Annotated in this window: 13 protein-coding genes; 3 read left to right on the forward strand and 10 right to left on the reverse strand. The window is 29.4% G+C overall.

Annotated elements, in window-relative coordinates; all coding sequences use genetic code 11:
- The 10 genes from HZY31_RS06940 to fen all read right to left on the reverse strand — a co-directional run.
- Positions 1-340, reverse strand: a 340-nt coding sequence (locus tag HZY31_RS06940) for a DUF4013 domain-containing protein (RefSeq protein ID WP_297318682.1), incomplete at its 3' end; no start/stop codon positions are given.
- A gap of 5 nt (positions 341-345) precedes the next feature.
- Positions 346-1,173 carry a hypothetical protein gene (locus HZY31_RS06945; RefSeq protein ID WP_297318683.1) on the reverse strand — a complete coding sequence of 276 codons (828 nt, stop codon included), beginning with the start codon at positions 1,171-1,173 and terminating at the stop codon, positions 346-348.
- Positions 1,174-1,605: 432 nt separating this feature from the next.
- Positions 1,606-2,484: an MBL fold metallo-hydrolase gene (locus HZY31_RS06950; protein WP_297318684.1), complete on the reverse strand. Its 879-nt coding sequence runs from the start codon at positions 2,482-2,484 to the stop codon at positions 1,606-1,608.
- A 27-nt stretch (positions 2,485-2,511) separates the two neighbouring features.
- Positions 2,512-7,377, reverse strand: a complete 4,866-nt coding sequence (locus tag HZY31_RS06955; RefSeq protein WP_297318685.1) for a DNA-directed DNA polymerase II large subunit — start codon at positions 7,375-7,377, stop codon at positions 2,512-2,514.
- A 146-nt stretch (positions 7,378-7,523) separates the two neighbouring features.
- On the reverse strand, positions 7,524-8,981 hold the full coding sequence (locus HZY31_RS06960; RefSeq protein WP_297318686.1) for a methanogenesis marker 14 protein: 1,458 nt from the start codon (positions 8,979-8,981) through the stop codon (positions 7,524-7,526).
- 70 nt (positions 8,982-9,051) lie between these two features.
- Entirely contained in the window at positions 9,052-10,167 is a 1,116-nt protein-coding gene (locus HZY31_RS06965) for a GMC family oxidoreductase (protein ID WP_297318687.1), read from the reverse strand.
- Positions 10,168-10,185: 18 nt separating this feature from the next.
- Positions 10,186-11,325, reverse strand: coding sequence for a bifunctional 5,6,7,8-tetrahydromethanopterin hydro-lyase/3-hexulose-6-phosphate synthase (locus HZY31_RS06970; protein WP_297318688.1), 1,140 nt, complete (start codon positions 11,323-11,325; stop codon positions 10,186-10,188).
- Between the two features lie 20 nt (positions 11,326-11,345).
- Complete coding sequence (locus HZY31_RS06975; protein ID WP_297318689.1) at positions 11,346-12,119, reverse strand: dihydroorotate dehydrogenase electron transfer subunit; 774 nt, start codon at positions 12,117-12,119, stop codon at positions 11,346-11,348.
- An 18-nt stretch (positions 12,120-12,137) separates the two neighbouring features.
- The gene (locus HZY31_RS06980) at positions 12,138-12,662 is read right to left on the reverse strand and encodes a metallophosphoesterase (protein WP_297318690.1); all 525 of its coding nucleotides are present in this window, start codon (positions 12,660-12,662) and stop codon (positions 12,138-12,140) included.
- Positions 12,663-12,680: 18 nt separating this feature from the next.
- Positions 12,681-13,661 carry a flap endonuclease-1 gene (gene fen / locus HZY31_RS06985; protein WP_297318691.1) on the reverse strand — a complete coding sequence of 327 codons (981 nt, stop codon included), beginning with the start codon at positions 13,659-13,661 and terminating at the stop codon, positions 12,681-12,683.
- Positions 13,662-13,824: 163 nt separating this feature from the next.
- On the opposite strand from fen, the gene HZY31_RS06990 reads away from it, so the two are divergent.
- From HZY31_RS06990 to HZY31_RS07000, 3 genes are read left to right on the forward strand one after another with little or no spacing between them, the layout of a single operon-like run.
- Positions 13,825-16,224, forward strand: a complete 2,400-nt coding sequence (locus tag HZY31_RS06990) for a plasma-membrane proton-efflux P-type ATPase (protein ID WP_297318692.1) — start codon at positions 13,825-13,827, stop codon at positions 16,222-16,224.
- A gap of 58 nt (positions 16,225-16,282) precedes the next feature.
- On the forward strand, positions 16,283-17,902 hold the full coding sequence (sepS, locus tag HZY31_RS06995) for an O-phosphoserine--tRNA ligase (RefSeq protein WP_297318693.1): 1,620 nt from the start codon (positions 16,283-16,285) through the stop codon (positions 17,900-17,902).
- 18 nt (positions 17,903-17,920) lie between these two features.
- Positions 17,921-19,531, forward strand: coding sequence for a bifunctional N(6)-L-threonylcarbamoyladenine synthase/serine/threonine protein kinase (locus HZY31_RS07000; protein WP_297318694.1), 1,611 nt, complete (start codon positions 17,921-17,923; stop codon positions 19,529-19,531).
- Positions 19,532-20,428 lie beyond the last annotated feature (897 nt).

Genomic DNA, 20,428 nt, shown 5'->3' on the forward strand with positions numbered 1-20,428 from the left:
TATATGATTCTACCAAAAATAGAGAAATTAATAAACTCGGAATAGATAAAAATAATATAACTACAAAAATTTTTAAACCATTAATAAATATTTCCTTATTTTTTAAGTTTGGAAGAGAGTCTATATTTTTAAGAGTGTATATAAAAACTGTAAGACAGTAACCTAATACAAAAATTCCAACGATACCTCCAAAGAAGATATAGCATAAAATATTTGGAAATAAAGTTAAGATCCAAAGAGATAAAATTACTAAGCCACCCAATAATGTTTTTTTATAATTTTCTCTATAAAAAGGATAAATTAATGGTTCTATAATAAGTTTTTTAATTGTTTGATACATAATAACTACCATTTTATTATTTTATCTCTAAAATAAACTCCAAACATTTTTGCCATTGCTATAAATAAATAGGTTATTAACGGAACTTTAATAAAAATATCAGCCCATACAATATATTTAAAAATTAGCATAAGATATAATCCGCAAATTGTAGAAATTAAGATATATTTTGAAGATACAATATTAATTAAATTTTTAAAACGTATTTTTGAGTAAATCTTAAAAATTATTAGTGGAAATATATAGCAAGATAAAAATATTGAAATATACATATAGTCCATAAAAATATAATTCCAAAAACTTACGGAAAGATTTGGAAGATTTATCGTGTTCCAACTTACTGCAAAGATTAAACTGCTAAATAAAAACACTCCAACTAAATAAATAACATTTAAAATAATATTATAGAACGAATTCCAAATCTCAACTCTATCTAATATACTAAATATAGGAAGTATTTTACCAAATTCAATAAAATATATCAAAACTGCTAAAAACCATACAATTGTTGTAAATAATATAGAATAACCATAACCTTTTAATCCAGAAATAAGTAACCTTTTAACATTTTTTACATTTGGAAGAACATTTTTACCATTCAATGTATCCTCAAAAACCATTGTAGTATAACCTAACTCAATGCAATATATTAAAAAAGAACAGATAAGCATCAATAAAAAAATGTAAAAAGTATTCCAGAATAATTGGATTGCCAAATAACAATAAGCAAAAAATGTTAAAACTACTTCAATAATAATGAAATTCTTAAAATTTTCCTTACAAAATGGATAAATTAATGGCTCTATGATATATTTTTTAATTGTTTGGTTCATTACTATTCCCATATTATTTTTAAGATAATCTTAATTCAATAATTTTACAAAAATAGATTTCTTTATATTTAATATTTTCTATATTGTAGGATGGAATAGATTTAAGGTGAAAAATTTTGACTTGGCTTACGGTACTACATTATTTTTTCGATACAATTTGGTTTAAGAGGAATATCCCTAATTAATAATTATTATTGTCTAAATGTTGGTATTTAATATCAAGTGAGTAATATGAAATTGCACGATTCCTTTATCTATATTATAATATATAAATATATAATATAATAATTATAATTAATAAAATAAAAAATAAAATTTTATTATAAAAATATTTAAAAATAATATTATGTAAACCTAATACCTAATAATAACTTGAAAATAAGTTAGAAAATAATTAAAAAAGTAAATACTTATCATTGACTATTTATAAACTTATCCAAATATCTCCTCTATTGTTTTTCCTTTCTTAATATCTTTTCTATATGCCTCTAATAGTAAATTTTTCTTGCCTAAAAATTCAGCAACTGTCTTAAAGTCAATGTTTATTCTTTCTCTAAACTTCTTATCTCTAAGTAGGTGATGGTCAATTATAATATCAGCCCCAGTATTTTCAACTATATATTTTAAATTTTCGTTGGTTTTCTCTAAGTTTTTCTTTCCATACTTATGCATCATATAGGTTGGTGGCCCTCCAATGAATATTAAATTTGGTTTCTCATTTACTATATAATCTCTAACATCGTCTGAAAGAATTCCTTGAGTGTCTGATGTGTGCATAAATTTAAAGTCCCCCTCTTTAACTGTTGTTATTAAAACATATCCTAACTTATCATCTTTTCCATGTGGAAATGGCGGAGAGAATTTTATCTCTGTATTTCCAAATTTAAATGTTTTATTGTCTGCGTATTCAATTTTTTTTGCAATATCTTTAACATTATCTAAGAATTTTTTTGCTCTATCCATTTGACTTTTATTAATAAATTCAGTTGGATGTTTTATTAACAAAATCTTATCTTTATATATATCTTTCGCATAATCTTTTGATTCTAAGTATATATCGTCAAAAAATGGAGTATAATGGTCGTAATGATAATGAGATATTGTTATAATGTCAGATTTCTTTGCATATTCATTAATCTTTTTTCTTAATTCTTTTAATATTTTAAATTCAATATCGTTAGGTTCTAAACCAGATCTTTTTGGAGCTAAGGCTACCCCTGGATCTATTAATATACCCACATCATTTGTTTTAACATAGGTAGCCATAGACCTTACTCCTAAACTTTCAGATGCTAATGGTAAAATTTTCATAACAATCACCAAAAATAAATTTAAAATTTAATCATTTTTGAAGAATTCAATTAGCTTAACTTGCTTACTCTTCTCATTCTCAAATATTGAATTTATTCCCTCTTTAATTATTTTTAATCTTTGTTTTATATAATTATTTACATTGTATTTATTAGCTATCTTCTCAGCAACATCCATATACTTCTCAACAGCCCCTTTTGACACTGTTAATATCAAATTAGAACCACATTTTGGACATTTTCCTCTTAAAGGAACTCTTCTAAACTTAGCTCCACACTTACATCTAACTGCCTGCCTTGAAAATGCTCTTAAATTACCGATTAAGTCGGGAATAAAGTGAGATTGAATAACTTTTTCAGCGACATCTCTCTCATCTGTGGCTCTAATTTTCTTAGCCACTGCCAGTTGAGCGGTAGTTTTATCGAGCATAGTATTTAATGTCTTATAGGCACAAACTTTTGGACCTAAATCAATTCTACTCGTTTCGTGAGTATATCCTATCCCTTCATACTGCTCTACCTTACCTAACCTATCTTCAACAGTTTCTATTAACTCTTTAACTTCTTTTGGAGAGGGCATATCTAAAGTTTTTTCGTAAAATTCTAATGGATATCTCCAAACTGTATCCATATTATGAACTTCTCCATCTACCTCCTTAGGATCTAATATTGTAGTTAAAACCAATGGAGCGTCCATCTGTCCTCCTCTTTTATCTGGTAAAAATATCTTGGAGAAGTTCAAAAACGCATCCATAAGCAAAAATAAAGAATCTTCATCGCCGTCACATTGAGATGTCAATATATTTTCCTCTATTATTACATTGTGGAAATTTTTGGCGTTTAATGAATAAATAAAGCCATCATTTGCTTTTATTTTTTCAACTTGTCTAACACTAACCAACCAACCAAATTCCTCCTCAGAAATATCCTCTAACCATTTTCTATCTTTATGTAAATTATAAATTTCCTGTTTTCTTTTGACACTAAATCCAATTTCTTTAAAGAATATTTCATAGTAATAACCAGTAATGTTTAAAGCATAAACAACAGATTTTGGAACTTCTTTTCCTTTATTTTCATAGTATTTCTTCACTACACTCCCTTCTCTTTCGTTTGCATTTTTATCAACAGTCCAATAAGTTTTAATTCCATATCTGTTCAGCAACAAATCAATATCTCTAAGCAATGATTTATTTGCACTATAAACAGATACTCTTGGAGCAGTTTTTATTGCACTTCCATCTCCTGCAAAGTAGGTTGATAACATAAGTTTAACTTTCTCCTTTGGCAGTTTAAATATAAAACTTGGAACTCTCTTTGACTTTGCCTTTTTTCCAATCTTTAATATTTTTGTAAAGAACATATAAATAACTCTTGATGATAATGTTAATTTTCCTTCTTTCTCATTTTCATAGATATTAACATCTCCAAACGCTTCTCTTATTGATTTTTTAATATCTTCCCTTATTTCTTTCTCAGAATTTGAGAAATTTAATTGATAAACACTTTCTGATTCCCTTGCATAACCTTCAGAAAGATAGTAGCCAATAATCTTTAATAATGGCTCAATTTTAACAATTCTTTTAATATTTACTTTATCTCTCCTAACGGCAATATAACAATCTTTTGGAACATCATCTAAACTTAAATTTGATTTTTTAAGAATTTCCAACAATAAATTTAGTGGTATAGTATTATGTCTTAAATAATCATTTAACTTCAACTCTCTAATTAATTTTTTATCAATATTTTCTTTAATCCAATTACTAATTCCCCTAACCCTCAAAATATTCCACAAATCTTTAAACTCTTCTTTTGAGAATTCTTTCAATAAATCAATTTCTTCTATATCTTCCTCTTCAAATTCAATCTTTGGAATTAGTATTAAGTCCCCTTCTTTAACATCCATAGATAATTTTTTTATAAACTTATTGTTTTCATAAACCAATACTGGATGGTTATAAGTTGTTGTAAATTCTCTACCACTATCTAATGTTATTTTTATAAGATGGTTTGGAGAAGGCATTTTTAAAACTTCCTCAATATCTGTTAAAACAACTTTTTTATTTTCTACATCAAATGAATAAACTTTAATATTTCTCTTTGGTTTCTTTCTAACATATGCCCCATTTTCAAAAATCTCCTTATTTTCATCAAACAACTCATAAAGTTCTTTAATTGTTATTCTTTCAACATTTCCATCTATATTTACTAAAATTTCAGTATCTGGTGGGAAGCAGTTTCTTCTCTTTGCCGCGTGGAAGTATGGATGAGCATAACCGACATTTGCCTTACAATATCCAATAATTCTTCCAACCATTCCAGCAGATGTGTGGGGAGCCAAACCAATAACTAAATGTCCAATTAAGTCCTCTTTATTTTTTATATTGTAAAATCTTCCAACTTTATAGAATTTTTCTAATAAATCATCAATAAAGTTTGCTACTTTAATAAAATATTCTGCACAACTTTCTGGAATTATAACATCCTGTGGTTTTAGTTCAACAACTTGATCTCCATCAACTAACTCATTTCCATATATATCTTTATCATATCCTAACTCTCTCAACTTTTCAACGCTAACATTTATTTCATTTGGCTTAAAGTGAGTTATAGGAACATCAGTACAGTCAAATCTTGCAGTTCCATCTTTGAATACATAAACTCCATTTATAGCCCTTAATATTGCCTTTTCTAATGGTTCTACAATTTTTTTCTTTGATGTCATCCCCTTAATACATTTAACATCTCCTGGCTTATTTATTCCCAATCTTTTTAATGCGATATACCAATAATCTTTTAAAGGAGCAGTAATTTTACCAAACTTGTTTAACTCCACTCTACTTCCACAGTATGGACAAACTCTATATAGGGATATTTTCCCACAGTTTGGACATATTCCATAAGAAACTTCAATTTCATCAGTGTTATTTTCATCAACTGCCTTATTTATTAATCTAACCTGCCCCCCAGCATTACCTATTGGGAACAATCCATTAACTGGTGGTTTCATCTTTCTTGGAGCCGCTTTTTCTGGCCTTCCCATTCTTGCTCCAACATAAACATAGGTATTTCTTCTAACTTCGAAGGGGGCTAATAAATTAATTAGATGCATACTATTTTTTGCAGTTTTTAAAATTTCATCTATATTTTCAACTAAATCTTTTTTATTTTCAACATCATATCCTAAGGAGTAAAGTAATGGATAATACTCTTCAATAATTACCTTTTTGTTTCTCACTAAGTGGCAACAGCCTATTAACTCTAAAATTCTTTTGGCTTTTTTATCTTTCTCTGTCTTTAAATCAACAATCCAAACCTTTTTATTATCAAAATAATCTTCATATCCTTTTAACAGCCAATTTCTCAATAATATAATATCTTCTTTTGAAACATCGTGCCAATGGTATGTAAATCTTGGATGTAGTGGAGTTTTTGTTTTTAAAGCAAATTTTACAGCCTCTTCTGGATTTGGATCTTCTATAAATTTTTTATCATAATCTATATTCTTGGATATTAATATCTGCTCATACCACTCCTCGCACCAACAACTTGGAAGTAAAGGATGATTATTCTCTAAGAAATCTCCATAATTAACCAAAACATCTCCTAAAAATAAGATTTCTTCAACTTTATCTCTAACCTCTTTTGCTTTTTCTATTGTATCAACTCTGATAACATCTCCATTTTTTAACTTTACAATTGGCGGCTCAATGCTATCAACTGGAACTACGCATGTAGCCTTTCCGGGTCTTTCTGTCTTTAACTGAGTACCAACAGCCATAAATTCATCTACCAAATACATCAATGCTGGATGAAATCCTTGAGTAGCAAAGCCCGTATTCCTACTTCTACCATATCTTAATCTAAATCCACCAATCTTTGAAGGATGAGCAAATACTGGTCTTCCAGCAATAACTTCACTTATAAACTTTTTATTTGCCTCTATTTTCACATCTCTCCAATATCCTTCCATTTTAATATCTTCCTCTTCATCTATACTTTCTTCTTCATCATCTTTTTTATCTTCTTCCTCACTTTCTTCTTTTTTACTTACCAACTCTTTAAGCCAATCCCATCCTTCTATTCCCAATTTTTCAACGTGCCTCAATATCTTTGGAGCCTTTAATAAAACTCCCTCAACTAAAACTAATAAAGCCCCTCCCCTGAGTTGATTTGTCTCAACTCTTGGTAAATCTCTATGTCCAGAAACTTCAACGTCATCAGTAGCCTCTCCAGTAATCTCAATTGGTATATTTCTTATAGCTGTTCTAATCTCATCAGCCGTTGGAGTATATTGGAAACTACCTACTTCTGATTGATACAATTCAACCTCTTCAACATACCTCTCAATCTCATCCTCAGTTGGCTTATATCTATCTAATCCCATAGCCTTTCTAACGAAATCTCCTACCAATACTGACAATGCCTGTGCTGTCCCCCCAGCACTTCTTATAGGTCCTGCGTAATAGATGGCTAAATATTCAGTTCCATCTGGATTTTTTTTGATTTTTACATCTGCAATTCCCTCCAATGGAGCGGCAACAATACCCTCTGTTAATACTGCTAATGCTGTCCTAACGGCCTGCTCAGCCTTTTTTTCTCTATCAAAATCTCCAAATTTACCTTCTACAATTTCCTTGGCAATTTCTAATGCCGCCGGTTCTTTACCTAACTCTAAAACCAACTCTCTAATTCTCTCAGCAACTTCCTTAGGCCCAACTAATCCCTCAACTCTGTCAGCCATATCTGACGCTAATGGGATTTCAACTTCATCAACAGGGTCAAGTCCTTTTTTTCTACACTCCTCAGCAATTTTATAGCATCTTTCAACTTCCTTAATAATATTTTCAAAATATTTTCTCATTCTATCAGAGCATGCAACATGAACCATAATCATCACTTATTGAGTAATTTGATAATCACAATACTGATTATAGAATGTTGGTTTTGGTATAAAAAATAGTAGTTGTGATATTGTAATAAAAATTAATCAAATATTACATAAAAAATAATAATTACTTTAATTTAGTTATTAAACTAATCCCTTATCATTCCTCTCTCTTTTTGCCACTTCCTTCTTAAACCTAATATACAACCTCCCCCTCTAACTCCTCCTAATGGAACAGAAGGAGTTCCTAAACAGTTCATACATCTTGCCATAACACTTGCCCCTAATGCTAAACCATCTTCAACGAATACAACATTCTCCTCTAAATTATCCCAAATTTCTAAGGTTTTAAGTTTTTCAATAATTAGTTCTGGTTTTTTTCCTGTAATTCCTGCTCTTCCTGTAACACCTACTGCTGATTTTTCGCTAATTAATCCTTTTTTATAAGCCAATTCTACCAATCTCCTAACAACTTCACTCATAACATAATCTAAGCAACACATTAATGTGGGAATATTACTTTTTTCTACCAACTCTCTACCTAACTCTTCTAACTTAATTAAATCACTTCCATTTTTACCGACATCACATCCAATAAGTGTAGTTCCTGCTTTTTCGGCAGATTTTGGGTCAACTGGAACAGTTCCAAATCTATCAACATCCTTTGGAACTTCTCTAATAGTTATATATTTATGAATTTCTTCTGCATACTCTCTTGCCAACTCCTCATTTGCTTTACCTTTTACATTTGCTAAATCTAATGCCGCCCCTGTTTTTTCATCAATTTTTCCAGAACCTCTTGCAATTGCATCTGCTATAGCCCCCGCCAATCCACAAAGATTGCCAATAACTTTTGCATAGGGTAAAGTATCGTTAGTTATTCTACCAGCCAATGTAGTTCCAAAGTCAATACTCATACAAGGATTTCTAAAATCTACAAAAGTCCATTTACTTCCAACTTTTATCCCTGCTGTTACCAATTCTCCCTCCATTTCGTTTGCAACAACTTCTTTTCCTGTTGGTGGAAGAACACCAGTAACTGCCCCATCAAAAATAATTTTATCTAAGAAGGAGTATTTGTCAAAAGGCTTTGGAATTTGATCCTTAGTCATTGCCGGAGTCATCTTTGCTGGAGGTATTCCAGCTTTCATACAACCTTGAGCTAAAGCTATAATCATCTCTCCAACTTCTTCAGGAGAAGCAAATCCTGCTGTTACTCCAGTACTTCTAACAACAAAGTGTAAATCATCAATAGTTAATCCTGCCTTTTCCAAACTCTTTAATAAAACCTCTTTAACCATTTCTGCCACTGCCTCTCTGGTTAATTTAACTCCCCACAATGTTTCTCCAAAAACTTCCTCTCCTTTCTTTGGCTTTCTAACATCTCTTGTCATTTTTACATACTTACTAATTATATATGTTTTTCCAGTATCCATATTTGTGGCTGTAATAATAGATTTAGTAGTTGTATTTCCTAATTCTACTGATGCCACTATGTAGTATGGATTTCTCTTTAATTCAATTAAATCTACACTTTGTGACTTTGCATAGGCAATTTTTGTTTTCTCCTTTTTGAATATTTTTGAAATTATATCAAAAAGTCCCATTTTATAACCCCCTATTTATGGGATGATTTTATCTAATTAAATTTTAATTTTTGAATTTTTTATATTTTTCTTATAACATTTCTCTGGCAAATTTTTTAGATAACGCTATTATTGAAACAATTGGTGGGACTCCCAAGGATTCTTTAAATAAAGAGGCATCGCAAACATATAGATTTTCTTTAACTTCAAATTCCTCAACAACTAAACTTAAACTACCCCCTGGATGAGAACCTCTGGGAATAGTTGTGTAAATATCATCAACACCTAACTTGTATAAATATTTTGTTGCTTCACTTACACCCTTTGCAAGTGTTTTAAAATCCTCCTTAGTTATCTCTTTAACTGTATTTTTATCAAAAACTACCCCACAGTTTTCATCTTTAATTTTTATCATAATTCCAACAATATCTTTCTCTTCAACAGTTTTATAATCTTTTTTTATTTCAGAAAATAGAAGTTTTGAGTAATGTGTTGATAGCATAAAATTTTTGTATTTTTTATAAACGAGCATAGAAATATCTTTATTTAAATAACTATCCTTTAAAACACCACCAACTGTTACAAAAATATCTACAAAGAGATTTTTTCCAATATTTTCATCATCAATCAATTTTTTTAAAATCCTTGGACTGTTTATTCCACCAGCAGATATAACTAAATTTTTACTTCTAATTTTTTTTCCATTTTCATCTATAATTTCATAATATCCGCAATATTCTATATCCTTTACATTAAAGTTTGTAAATATATCAGCATTTGACTTTTTTAAATAATTTAATGGAGTCCATTTTGCTTTACACAACTTTCTTGCACATTCTCCACATTTATTACATTTCTCAAAGTCAATAAATTTCTCCATCTTTTTAAATCCAAGTTCAATAAATTTTTTATCAATTTCATTTAAAAAATGATCTTCTGGGCATTTAATATTTAGCTCCTCCCAAATTTCTTTATAAATGTCTTTTTTTATTTTGTATCCTTTAATATCAATTTTCATAGCATTGCCTAAGGAATATACAGCACTTCCTCCCAAGCCATAGGCATAGGATATCTCTACATTTTTCCCTTCCAAAACATATTCTGGATTTTTACCTTTTTCTAATACAGATACTTTATACTTTTGGCTTAATTCCTTAGATATTGTAGCTCCTGCCACTCCTGAGCCAATAATTGCAAAATCATACATAAATATCCCAATAAAAAATTAATATTCAATATCTTCATCTTCATCAAAATAGAGCCTATAAGTGTCAATATCATAGCCCATCTTATTTATAAACATTCTAATAACTCTCCCCGGATCTCTTGATTTTGTAATCGCCCTACCAACAATTATTATTTGATATTCCTTCAATAACTCTTCAATATTCTCTATCCCAACTCCTCCAGCAATTGCCAATAAACAATTACCTTCAAACTTCCACTCTTTTTTAATTCCAAAAGTCTCTTCATCAATACCTCTATGTAAAATAACAACATCTGGCTTTAATTTTAAAGAATCATATAATTTTTGAGGTTCAGAGACATTCAACATATCTAAATAACTTATTAAACCACATTTTTGACATTCGTGAATTGCTTTAATTATTGTTGATTTTGGTGCTACTCCACTTATAGCAACTGCGTTTGCAGTAACCTCAAACGCCAATCTAACCTCAACTCTTCCAGTATCTAATGTTTTTAAGTCAGCAACAATAAAGCCATCAAAATACTCTCTTATAATTTCAATAACATCTAAACCAAATTTTTTAATTAATGGAGTTCCAGCCTCTAAGATAATATGATCACTCTTTGGAATATTTTGTAATAAAAACTCTAAGTTTTCCATTGTTGGAACATCTAAGGCAATTTGTAGATATGGAGGATACTCTAATCTAACATCTCTAAAACCAACTAATGGATGCAAAGCTCTATATTTCTCTTTCTTTACCTTTTCTTTTGATGGATATTCATTTAAAGCTCTGTTTATAGCCAATTTAGTTGAAGCATAAAAGTATTGGAAAAGTTTTCTTTTTGTTATGTTTGTTATTGGAATCTCTGGGACATTAACGCTAACAACAACCTTTAAATCCTCATCTAAATCTAAATCAGCAACAGCCTTAGCAACGGCATACTGAATAACTCCTTGAAACAACTCATCTTGTATATTGCTCTCAATATTATGCCTTGGAACAACTAAGGTTAATGGCTTAACTATTAAATTAGGTCTCAAATTGGCAAATATACAGTTTCCCCTTGTTAAAGCATTGGTAAATATATTATCTATATATTTACCTTTTCCAATAGATACATTAACTATCGCTTTAATCTCATTCCCTAAAACTGCCTCGCCAAACTTTATCATATAAAATCCCTTTTTATTATTTAAAATTTAACAATTTTTCCACATGCATCCCTCTTATATTTCCCAAATTCTTTAATAAATCTCAACTTATCTCCCCAAAATACCGGCCCATCCTTACAAACACAAAGTCCCTCATCATCTACACAACACTGCCCACAGATGCCAATACCACATTTCATATATCTTTCCATTGAAACTTGAACTGGAATGTTATATTCATTGGCAATATTAACAACTTTCTTCATCATTATTTCTGGTCCGCAAGTTATAATTAAATCAAATTTTTCTTCTTTAAGAACTTCTTTCATTTTTTCAGTTGTAAAGCCTTTAAATCCAAAACTACCATCATCTGTGCAAATCTCTAATCTTCCTGATTTTTCAAATCTATCTAAAAATAATAATTCATCTTTACTTTTTGCTCCCAATATGGTTGTTATTTCAATCCCTTGCCTTGAAAATTTTTCAACTGCTGTTATAATTGGAGCGGCTCCAATACCACCAGCAACAGCTAAGATTTTATCTCCCAATGGCTCAAAATATGTTCCATAAGGCCCTCTAACACCTATTATATCTTCTTTTTTCAATTCATGCATTTTTTTAGTAAAATATCCAACTCTTGCAACGCTAAAACTATTTTTAGAAGAGAAACTAAAAGGTTTTTCATCAACTCCGGGAATCCAAATCATTGCAAACTGTCCTGGCTTAAAATTAAAATCTCTATCTATTACAAATGTTTTTACTGTGGAACTTTCTTCTATAATATTTTTTATTCTACAAATAATTGGCTTTTCCATATAAATATCACCTATTTTTTACAAATCGTTTATTGTTCTAACAACTTTTCCTTTCTCTATCAACTTTATAATCAAATCCAAACTAACTGGCTTATAATCTAAAACCTCAACAGAAACATTAACTCTATTTCTTTTAGGATTTATAAATGGATATTCATCTAAGTGATTTGCGTGATGATGCCCATGAATAACCCAACCTTCGAAGTTTAAAGCATAAGAACTATCTGGATTATGAACTAACATAAATTTATAGCCACCATATTCAATTATTTTAAATTTCTCACCAAATTTGTCATGATTTCCTTTTATAAAGATTATTTCACCATTTAGTAACTCCATAAGCTCTTTAGATCTTTTAGATTTATTTTTACTTAGAACAAAATCACCTAAGAAATAAACAACATCTTTATCTCTAACAATATTATTCCAATTTTTTATTAGAGCTTTGTCCATTTCTTCAACACTTGAAAATGGTCTATTACAGTATTTTATAATGTTTGCATGGTTAAAATGTGTATCAGAGATTAGATAAATTTTTCTCATAACTATCATCCTAAAATATTATTTAAACCATGCATCTAATGTTTTTTGTCTAATTTTACTTTCGATTAAATTATAAAGTTTATCAACATGCTTTTTAACTCTTTCATAATTAAAATCATTTTCATCAACTAAAAATTTAATAATTCCATCTTTATCTGGTAATCTCAAATTTAATGAGTAGTTGTCAGTAACTTTTGGATTCTTAAATATATTTTTAATTTCTTCATAATTTTCTACTTCTTTTTTCAAAACATCTCTTGCCAATCCACTTCTAACAATTTCATAAGCCCTTTTAAATCCAATTCCCTTAACTCCCCCTGGATTGTAGTCAGTTCCCATAAATATAGCTATATCAATTAAATCATCTAACGATATTTTTAAATTTTTTAAAACCTCATTTAGTTCAATAAGTTCTGGCATCTCCTTTGTTGTTGTTAAATTTCTAACAACTCTTGGAGCTCCATATAATAAGGAATCATAATCTTGACTTACAACAGCCCAAACATCTCCTTTTTTTGCCATATAACTTGCCTGTGCTTCACCTTCTGAAGGAGCTTCAACATAAGGTATTCCCATTAACTTTAATAAATATTTGCAATTCTCTACTATTTTAGGAGTTAAATAGCAAACTCTTTTTGCATATTTAGAAACTTCCTCAACATCTTCTTTTTTTACAGCCTCTTTCAATTTTAGTTCAGCCTTTTCTTTCATTTCTTTCCTTATCTTTCTTGTTTTCTCTTTTAACTTTGGAGGCTCACCATCAAAAACCCAAATTGGGATTATATCATTTTCCAATAAATGAATAGTTTTGTAAAAAACACCATTGTATGCAGAAGTTATTTCCCCTTTCCTATTTTTCAAGGGGGTGCCATCTTTTAATCTTATAGAACTTAAAAATTGATATATTGCATTCATTCCATCAATTGCTACTTTTTTACCTCTTAAATTCTCTAATGTTATATTTTTTTTAGGAATGTATTCACCAATCTGCACTCCCATAATATCCCTTCAAAATTATCTATTATGCAAAGTTATATATTATTAAGAAATTATAAATATATTTATTAAATTATCATTATAATTCTATATTTTAAATGGTGATACTACGACAAATAACAATAATATTAATAAAAAAAATAAGATTGAAAAAGAAGATAAAGACATGAAAAATAAAAAGAATATTGAAGAGATTTTAAAATCTTTTAATACCTCATTAGAGCATGGATTATCTTCTGAAGAAGCAGAAAAACGACTAAAAATATATGGATACAATGAAATTGAAGAAAAGAAGGTAAATCCAATTATAAAATTTTTATCTTACTTTTGGGGACCTATTCCTTGGATGATAGAAATAGCAGCTATTCTATCAGCATTAGTTAAAGATTGGACAGATTTTTTTATAATATTATCCTTACTTATAGTTAATGGAGTTGTTGGATTTTGGGAAGAGCATAAGGCAGAAAATGTTGTTGAAACATTAAAGCAGAAAATGGCTTTAAAGGCAAAGGTTTTAAGAGATGGAGTTTGGAAAACGATACTTGCAAAATTCCTTGTTCCAGGAGATATAGTTAGAGTGAAAATTGGAGATATTGTTCCTGCTGATATGATTATAGTTAAAGGAGATTATGTTACAGTAGATGAATCAGCATTAACTGGGGAATCTCTACCAGTTACTAAGTATGTTGGAGATGAGTTATATTCAGGCTCAATAGTAAAAAAAGGAGAGGCAATTGGTGTTGTAAAGGCAACTGGAATAAATACTTACTTTGGAAAAACTGTTAAATTAGTAGAGAGTGCTAAAACTGTCAGTTCTTTCCAAAAAATGATAATCAGTGTAGGAAATTATCTAATTATAGTGGCAATAATCTTAATTGCTATAATTTTTGTTGTTTCAGTTTATAGACATGAGAGTTTATTGGAAACTTTAAGATTTGCCTTAGTACTTGCTGTTGCCTCTATCCCAGCCGCAATGCCAGCAGTTCTTTCTATTACTATGGCAATTGGTGCTTTAAATCTCGCTAAAAAACAGGCTGTTGTTACAAAGTTAGTTTCCATAGAGGAACTTGCGAGTGTAGATGTCTTATGCTCTGATAAAACAGGGACTTTAACTAAAAATCAGTTAGTTTGTGGAGATGTTATTCCATTTAACAATTTCAAAAAAGAGGATGTAATATTTTATGCAGCATTGGCATCAAACTTTGAAGATGCCGATGCCATAGATAATGCAATATTAAATGAAGCGAAGAAATTAGGATTACTTGAAAAATTAAAAAAATTCAAATTATTAAAATTTATTCCCTTTGATCCAGTAATAAAAAGGACAGAGGCAACAGTATCAATTGATGGAAAAGAAATAAAAGTTTCAAAAGGGGCTCCACAGGTTATAGTTGAATTATGTAAACTTACTGGCAAGATAAAAGAGGAAATATTAAAAATAATTGAAAAATTGGCTGAGCAGGGATATAGATCTTTGGGAGTATCTGTTGATAGAGGTAAAGGTTGGGAGTTCGTGGGAATTATTCCACTATACGACCCTCCAAGAGAGGATGCTCCTGAAGCCATATCTCGTATTAAAAAATTGGGAGTAATAGTTAAAATGATTACAGGGGATCATATAGCAATAGCAAGAAATATAGCTAAAATGCTTGGAATTGGAGATAAAATAGTTTCAATGACAGAACTTTTGAAAAAGAAAAAAGAATCTGAAATAGAGAAATTGGTTGAAGAGGCAGATGGATTTTCTGAAGTTTATCCAGAGCATAAATATAAAATAGTAGAAATTTTACAAAAGAAGAAGCATTTTGTTGGAATGACTGGAGACGGAGTTAATGATGCTCCTGCTTTAAAGAAGGCAAATTGCGGAATTGCAGTAGCAGGAGCAACAGATGCCGCAAGAGCAGCATCTGATATTGTTTTATTAGCTCCTGGGATTTCTGTAATTGCAGATGCCATAACTGAGGCAAGGAGAATATTTCAAAGGATGGAATCATATGTTATATATAGAATATGTGAAACTATAAGGATTTTATTCTTTATAACTTTATCAATATTAATATTTAACTTCTATCCTATAACTGCATTGATGGTTGTTTTATTAGCATTATTAAATGACATTCCTATATTGGCAATAGCCTACGATAATGTAATTGAGCAAAAAAAACCTGTTAGATGGGAAATGAAAAAGATACTTCCAATATCTACAATCCTTGGATTAACAGGAGTTTTAAGTTCTTTCCTAATATTCTATATTGTAACTCTAATGTATCCAGGAGAATATGGATTTATTCAAACATTTGTGTTTTTAAAACTAATTATTGAAGGTCATACAACAATATTTGTCACAAGAACAAAAGATTGGTTATGGAAAAAACCTTATCCAAGTCCATTTTTATTCTGGGGTGTTATGATAACAAATATAATTGGAACTTTAATTGCAGTTTATGGTATATTAGTAACACCAATAGGATGGGGTTGGGCAATATTTATATGGATATATGCAACAATTTGGATGTTTGTAAATGATGTCGTTAAAAAGATAATGGTAAAAAAACTAAAATTATAAGATATATCTTTTTATTTTATATATTTTATAAGTATAATATCAAGATAGGGATGATAAGATGAGATTTGACACAAAAAAGATTTTAGAATTAGCGGAAAAAGATTTTGAAAAATCTTGGAGAGAGACAAAGACATTAATTAAAGAAAAACATATAGATTATAGATATCCAAGAATTAAGCCAATTTATGGAAAACCCCATCCAGTAATGGAAACTATTGAGAGATTAAGACAGGCATATTTAAGAATGGGATTTGAAGAAGTAATTAATCCAATTATTGTTGATGAAATTGAAATATATAAGCAGTTTGGACCAGAGGCAATGGCTGTTTTAGACAGATGTTTCTACTTAGGTGGATTGCCAAGACCTGATGTTGGTTTAGGAAATGATAAAGTTGAGATTATAGAAAATTTGGGAATAAAGGTAGATGAGGAGAAAAAAGAAAAATTGAGAGAGGTTCTCCATTCATATAAAAAAGGTAGTATAGATGGAGATGATTTAGTCTTTGAAATAGCAAAGGCTTTAAATGTAAGTAATGAGATGGGTTTAAAGGTTTTAGAAACTGCATTTCCTGAATTTAAAGATTTAAAACCAGAGGCATCTACATTAACTTTAAGAAGTCATATGACTTCTGGATGGTTTATAACTTTAAGTTATTTGATAAAAAAGAGAAAACTGCCTTTAAAACTCTTCTCAATTGATAGATGCTTTAGAAGAGAGCAGAAAGAAGATAGAAGTCATTTAATGAGTTATCACTCTGCATCTTGTGTAGTTGTTGGTGAAGATGTCAGTGTTGATGACGGTAAAGTTGTTGCCGAAGGTTTATTGGAGCAATTTGGATTTACTAAATTTAAATTTAAGCCTGATGAAAAAAAGAGTAAGTATTATACTCCAGAGACACAAACAGAGGTTTATGCTTTCCACCCAAAACTAAATGAGTGGATTGAAGTAGCCACATTTGGTGTTTATTCCCCAATAGCATTAGCTAAGTATGATATAGATGTTCCAGTGATGAATCTTGGATTGGGTGTTGAGAGATTGGCAATGATAATTTACGGATATGAAGATGTTAGATATATGGTGTATCCTCAATTTTATGAATATAATTTAAGTGATAGAGAAATAGCTGGAATGATAAAAATAGATAAAGTTCCAATATTGGATGAATTATACAACTTTGCAAATGAACTTATTGATATATGTATAAAGAATAAAGATAAAGAGAGTCCTTGCTCAATTGAAGTTAAAAAAGAATTTGATTTTAATAGAGAGAAAAAAGTTGTTAATGTGGAGATATTTGAAAATGAGGTAAATAAAAGATTGTTAGGGCCGTCAGTATTAAATGAAGTTTATGTCTATGATAGTAATATATATGGTATCCCACCAACATTTGAGGGTATTAAAGAGGAATACATCCCTATTTTAAAGAAAGCTAAGGAAGAAGGAGTTTCTACTGGAATAAGATATATAGATGGGATTATATACAAATTAGTTGCTAAGATTGAGGAATCTTTATTAACTAATATAGATGAGTTTAAATTTAGAGTTCCAATAGTTAGAAGTTTGAGTGACATAAACTTAAAAATAGACGATTTAGCTTTAAAACAAATTATGGGTAAAAATAAAGTTATAGATGTTAGAGGGCCAGTATTCTTAAATGCTAAAGTAAAAATAAATTAACAAATTTTATGTGATATTATGATCTGCTTAGGATTGGAAGGAACTGCTGAAAAAACAGGTGTGGGAATTGTTACATCGAAGGGAGAAATATTATTTAACAAAACTATTATGTATAAACCTCCAAGACAGGGAATTAATCCAAGAGAAGCGGCTGATCACCACGCTGAAACATTTCCAAAGTTAATTGAAGAGGCTTTTGAAGTTGTAGATAAAAAAGATATTGACTTAATAGCATTCTCTCAAGGCCCTGGATTAGGACCAAGTTTAAGAGTTACTGCAACAGTTGCAAGAACATTATCCTTAACTTTAAAAAAACCTATAATTGGTGTTAATCACTGTATAGGTCATATAGAAATTGGTAAATTAACAACTAATGCCGAAGATCCTCTAACACTTTATGTTAGTGGTGGAAATACTCAAGTTATTGCATATGTTTCAGAAAGATATAGAGTTTTTGGAGAAACTTTAGATATTGCCGTAGGAAACTGTTTAGATCAATTTGCGAGATATGTAAATTTACCTCATCCAGGAGGACCATATATTGAAGAGTTAGCAAAAAAAGGAGAGAAACTTATAGATTTGCCATATACTGTTAAAGGAATGGATATAGCATTTTCAGGTTTGTTAACTGCCGCAATGAGGGCTTATGACTCTGGAGAAAAATTGGAAGATATTTGTTATTCTTTGCAAGAATATGCTTTTTCAATGCTTACTGAAATTACTGAAAGAGCTTTGGCTCATACAAATAAAGGAGAAGTTTTACTTGTTGGAGGAGTAGCGGCAAATAATAGATTGAGAGAAATGTTAAAAGAAATGTGTAAAGGGCAGAATGTAGATTTCTATGTTCCAGAAATGCAATACTGTGGGGATAATGGAGCGATGATAGCGTGGCTCGGATTATTAATGTATATGAATGGAAAGAGAATGAGTTTAGAGGAAACAAAAATAATTCCGAATTATAGAACTGATATGGTCGAAGTTAATTGGATAAAAAACATAAAAGGAAAAAAGAGAAAAATTCCAGAAGGTTTAATTGGAAAGGGGGCTGAGGCAGATATTAAAAAAGATAAATACTTAGATTTTGATGTTATTATAAAAGAAAGGATTAAAAAAAGTTATAGAGATTCAAGATTAGATGAGAAAGTAAGAAAAGGTAGAACTTCAAAGGAGGCAAAATATATATCAATGATTAAAGATTTTGGAATTCCCGCTCCATATATTTTTGATGTAGATTTAGACAATAAAAAGATTATGATGAGTTATATTGATGGAAAGTTATCTAAGGACATTATTGAAGATGATTTAAATATTGCCTATAAAATTGGTAAAATTGTAGGTAAACTTCATAAAAATAATGTAATTCATAACGATTTAACAACATCTAACTTTTTATATGATGGAAAAATATTGTATGTTATTGATTTTGGATTAGGTAAAATCTCTAATTTAGATGAAGATAAGGCTGTTGATTTGCTTGTCTTTAAAAAAGCAATATTATCAACGCATTATAAGAAATTTGATGAAATTTGGAACAAATTTATAGAAGGGTATAAAAGTGTGATTAAAAATTGGAAAGATATATTAAAATTAATGGATGAAGTTGAAAGAAGAGCAAGATATGTGGAATAAATTTATGCTTTTAATATAACCTCCCTCACTAAAAATCCTTATTTTTTAATTTAGAGGAGTTTAATTGGTTATTTTTTAATTTTAAAGAATTTTATCAAATTTCGAAGGGTCTTTTATTTTAATTAATTTGAATATTTAATTTTATTAAATTATTGGGATTTTTTGGAGATTTTTGTAGTTTATTTTTGTCTTCAATTTTCCCCGATAGTTAGATTTAAATTAAAAATTTTAAGGATTTTAAAGACAATAAACCAAAATAGAAAAGTATAAATAAAAGTTCGGAGGTATATAAATAACAAGGGTAATTGACCCTTCGAATTATAACCCCTATATAAAGGAGAATAATAAGGTAATTTTAAAAGTTTATCTCTTCAAATCGTGCCCTGTTTAAAATCATGCCCCAAAGGGGATGGAAATCTTTGTTGTGTGATTATTACTGTTATTTTCATAGTATATAAGTTTAAAATCATGCCCCAAAGGGGATGGAAATGTTCATTTGTTTGATTCTACTGCAGATTACAAGTTTGTCTAAAATCACGCCCCAAAGGGGAAAGGTAAAAAGAGGCATTGCTTCTTTTAAGAAGCAATGCATCGGGGGTATCCCAATAGGGCGGAGCCCTATGGGTATATAGTCATGCCCCAAAGGGGATAAAAATATTTAAATTTTTTAATAATATAAAATATTTATAAATTTCTATATTCACATCTTTTTTAAGAGTAATAACGGCCCTCGGGAAAATCTTGATTCTGAATATTATAAAATATGAAAAATATCAAAAAAATATTATAGCAATATGAAAAATGTCAAAATTATAATATTATTATAATAAAAATTTTCTATTTTTTACGATTTGATATTATTAAGTCCCGAGTGTGGATAATATGCTTATATGAAAA

Origin of the sequence: Methanocaldococcus sp. (assembly GCF_024490875.1) — an archaeon.
In the GTDB taxonomy this organism is placed as follows: domain Archaea; phylum AGJL01; class Methanococci; order Methanococcales; family Methanocaldococcaceae; genus Methanocaldococcus.